1 protein-coding gene is annotated in these 657 nt (G+C 69.4%); it reads left to right on the forward strand.

Going from position 1 to position 657, the window contains the following annotated elements:
* Positions 1 to 32 precede the first annotated feature (32 nt).
* The coding region (locus AC1DWF_RS35300; RefSeq protein WP_476843117.1) for an aminotransferase class I/II-fold pyridoxal phosphate-dependent enzyme at positions 33 to 657 on the forward strand (625 nt) is incomplete at its 3' end.

Consider the following 657-nt stretch of genomic DNA (forward strand, 5'->3'; position numbering starts at 1 on the left):
GGCCGGAGACGCGCTTCCAGCCGAGCCTCGCCATGCTGGAGGCGCTTGATCCGCTGCCCGATGGGTTGGTGATAGCCAGCCCCTGCAATCCCGCCGGCACCATGCTGACGCCGGACGAGCTCGCCGCCATCGCGCGCTGGTGCCACGCCAAGGGCGTGCGGCTGATCTCCGACGAGATCTATCACGGCCTGTCCTGGGGCACCGTCGCAGAGAGCACGGCCGCCGCCGTCAGCGAGAGCGCGATCGTCGTCAACAGCTTCAGCAAGTACTGGTGCATGACCGGCTGGCGCATCGGCTGGTTGGTGCTGCCGGAGGACCTCGTGCGCCCGGTCGAGTGCCTGGCCCAGAACATGTTCATCTCGGCGCCGCATGTCGCCCAGGTGGCGGCGGAAGCCGCGATGGACTGCGTCGAGGAGCTAGAGGCGAAGAAGGCGGCCTATGCCCGCAGCCGCGCCCACCTGCTGGAGGGCCTGCCGAAGGCCGGCTTCGACCGGATCGCCGCGGCGGACGGCGCCTTCTACCTATGGTGCGACGTCTCGCACCTGACCAACGACAGCGTGCAGTTCACGGCGCGCATGTTGGAAGGCGCCGATATCGCGGCGACGCCGGGCGTGGACTTCGACCGCACGCGCGGCGCGCAGTTCCTGCGGTTCAGCT

The organism is Aminobacter sp. P4_D5 (assembly GCF_056401815.1).